The sequence below is a fragment of the Kribbella sp. genome (assembly GCF_035687465.1).
In the GTDB taxonomy this organism is placed as follows: Bacteria; Actinomycetota; Actinomycetes; order Propionibacteriales; family Kribbellaceae; genus Kribbella.
The window spans coordinates 1-2,809 of sequence record NZ_DASRXP010000396.1; the positions used below are offsets into that span (position 1 = coordinate 1).

Here is a 2,809-nt window from a genome sequence, read left to right on the forward strand (position 1 = left end):
GGAAGCGGTGGGCCGGACAAGATCGCAGTACTGAACGATGCCGGCGTACAGGTTGTGCAGCAGGCGGATGCGATCAGCGGTGGCGACAGCTACGAGGCCACCCGGGTGGCCGACGCTGCCGAGGCCGAGCGGCTCGTCTCCGATGGCGACGCGAAGGCCGCGTTGCTGCCGGGCGACAGCGGATACGTCGTACTGGGCGACGACCGGGTGGACAGCGGCATCCAGAGCAACCTGCGGGAAGCCGTGGTCAACCTGGGGATGGAACAGAACGCAGCGCGGGCCGGGCTGACTCCGGACCAGTTGCGGGCGAACACCCAACTGCAGGAGCGACTGCTGAATCCGGGCCCGCTGCCTGAGGTGGTCGCGGACTTCGTGAACATCGGTCTCGCGCTGGTGTTCTACATGACCGCGCTCGGCTTCGGCATGATGATCGCGCAGAGCGTGGTGCAGGAGAAGGAGAGCCGGGTGGTCGAGATCCTGGCCGCGGCGGTCCCGATCCGGGCGCTGCTGTGGGGCAAGGTGATCGGGAACACAGTGCTGGCGTTGTCACAGATCGTGGTGATCGCGGCCGCGTCGCTGATCGGTCTGATCCTGACCGACCAGGCCGACATCCTGAAGGTGATCGCGCCGGTGGCCGGCTGGTTCGTGGTGTTCTTCGTGCTCGGATTCGTGGCGCTGGCCGGGCTGTGGGCGGTGGCCGGTTCGCTGGCCACCCGGCAGGAGGATCTGGGCTCGACCACGCTGCCCGGCCAGATGATCCTGATGATCCCGTTCTTCTTCTCGGTCTTCGCGGGTGCGTCGGCCAAGTCGGTGGCGTCCTTCATCCCGATCGCCTCGTCGATGGCGATGCCGGGCCGGATGCTGACCGAGGACGTGCCGCTCTGGCAGCCGCTGGTGGCGATCCTGATCCTGCTCGCCGCGACCGTACTGATCGTCCGGCTCGGGGCCCGGCTGTACGAGCGGACGCTGCTGCAGACGGGCCGGCGGCTGGGCTATCGCGAGGCGCTGGCGATCAAGGCAGGATAACTTATCGTCACAGCCGGGGGAACGTTACACACATTCTCCCGGCTGTGACGAAATCGCAACACGCAACAACTGTGTGCGTCGCGCGCACCTGGACTACGGTCACAACGCATGAACGTTGAGCTGCGCCACCTGCGGGTGGTGGTCCTGGTGGCAGAAGCGGGGTCCGTGGGGCGGGCCGCCCGCTGGCTCAAGGTCAGCCAGCCGAGCCTGACCGCGCAGCTGAAACGGATCGAGGCGGCGTTCGGCGGTGAGCTGTTCGAGCGCTCCCGCACCGGTGTCACCCCGACAGCCCTTGGCCGGTACGCCGTGGACCGGGCTCGCGCGATCCTCGTCGACGTGGATCACCTGTCGGCGACCGTTTCGGCGATGACGGCGGTGGAGTCGAGCGCAGTACGGCTGGGCGGGTTCCCGACGGCCCCGATGTCCGGGATCGCCAGCAGGTTGCGCGCCCACGGGGAGATCGAGCAGGTGTCGATCGAGGTCGAGTGGGCCACCAGTGTGCTGCTCCAGCAGCTGGAGAGTGGGCGGCTCGATTTCGCGTTGCTGCGGGAGTTTCCTGGGTTTGAGTTGCGGCTGCCGTCGGGTGTCGACGCGCATACGGTGGTCGAGTCCGAGTCGGCGTACGTGGTGATGGCGGCGGATCATCCGTTGGCCGTGGCGAGCCGGCATCGTGGCGAGATCGACCTCGGGGTGCTGGCCGACGAGGAGTGGATCGGGGAACCACCGGACGACAGCGGTTTCCATGTGCTCTTCCGGTCCGCCTGCGAATCGGCCGGTTTCACGCCGCGGGTGGAACACCACTCGGTCGATACCTCGGTGGTGATGGGATTCGTCACCAGTGGTCAGGGGGTCGCCCTGATCTCGCCTACGTCGTACCGGATGCTGTCCAGCGACGTGACCACGCGGCCGCTGGCCGGCGATCCGATCCACCGGCGGCTGATGCTCGCGTGGAGCACTGACTCACCGCGGGCGCAGATGGCCGCGGACGTGTGCGAGATGGCGGTCCACGCCTACGACGAAGCCTTCGCCGAACACGCCCGCTGGGGCCAGCACCAACGCATGCACGTCGCCTGATCCTCTGAGAAGGGTTTTGCGGACTTCGGGCAAGAACCAGCATCGTCTGTCCGTCGGGTGAAGACCGGCGGACGATCGCGCTGAGGAGTCTGCCCACTGATGCGAAGATCCCTGTCCGCCGCCGCCCTGCTCACGAGCCTGCTGGTGGTCTCGAGTCCCTTCACGATGTCCAGTTCATCCGCTTCTTCTGCTTCTTCCGCGCGGCCGCTCGTTGTTGAGCAGACCGCCGTCCCTTCCGCCGGCGCTGGTGGGAGCGTCACCTTGATCACCGGCGACCGGGTCGAGCTGACTTCGGGCGCGCAGCCTCGGATCATCGCCGGGGAGGGACGCGAGCGGACGGCGTTTCGAACCACGACGGACGGTGGCCGGGTTCGGATGATTCCGCTCGACGCTGTCCCATTGTTGGATGCGGGCACGCTGGATCCGCGGCTGTTCGATGTCACCACGTTGTTCGAGTTCGGGTACGACGATGCGCGGCGCGCCGAGCTGCCGTTGATCGTGCAGCGGGACAAGGCGAATCGCTCGGCAGGATCGTCTCTCGCCGGGACGAGTGGGCGACGCGAGTTGCCGAGTATCGCCGGGTTCTCGGTGCAGGAGTCGAAGAAGGACTCGGTGGCCTTCTGGAAGTCACTGCGGGCAGATTCTGGGAAGTCGCTGGCCCCGGGAATCACGAAGGTCTGGCTGAACGGGATCCGCAAGACCACTCTGG

Annotated in this window: 2 protein-coding genes and 1 pseudogene; all 3 read left to right on the top strand. The window is 67.0% G+C overall.

Going from position 1 to position 2,809, the window contains the following annotated elements; genetic code table 11:
- A partial coding sequence (locus tag VFG33_RS20695) for an ABC transporter permease (protein WP_325054559.1) occupies positions 1-1,026 on the top strand: 1,026 nt, incomplete at its 5' end.
- Positions 1,027-1,134: 108 nt separating this feature from the next.
- On the top strand, positions 1,135-2,100 hold the full coding sequence (locus VFG33_RS20700) for a LysR family transcriptional regulator (RefSeq protein WP_325054560.1): 966 nt from the start codon (positions 1,135-1,137) through the stop codon (positions 2,098-2,100).
- Between the two features lie 99 nt (positions 2,101-2,199).
- Positions 2,200-2,809, top strand: a pseudogene (locus VFG33_RS20705) (S8 family serine peptidase); the annotation flags it as partial.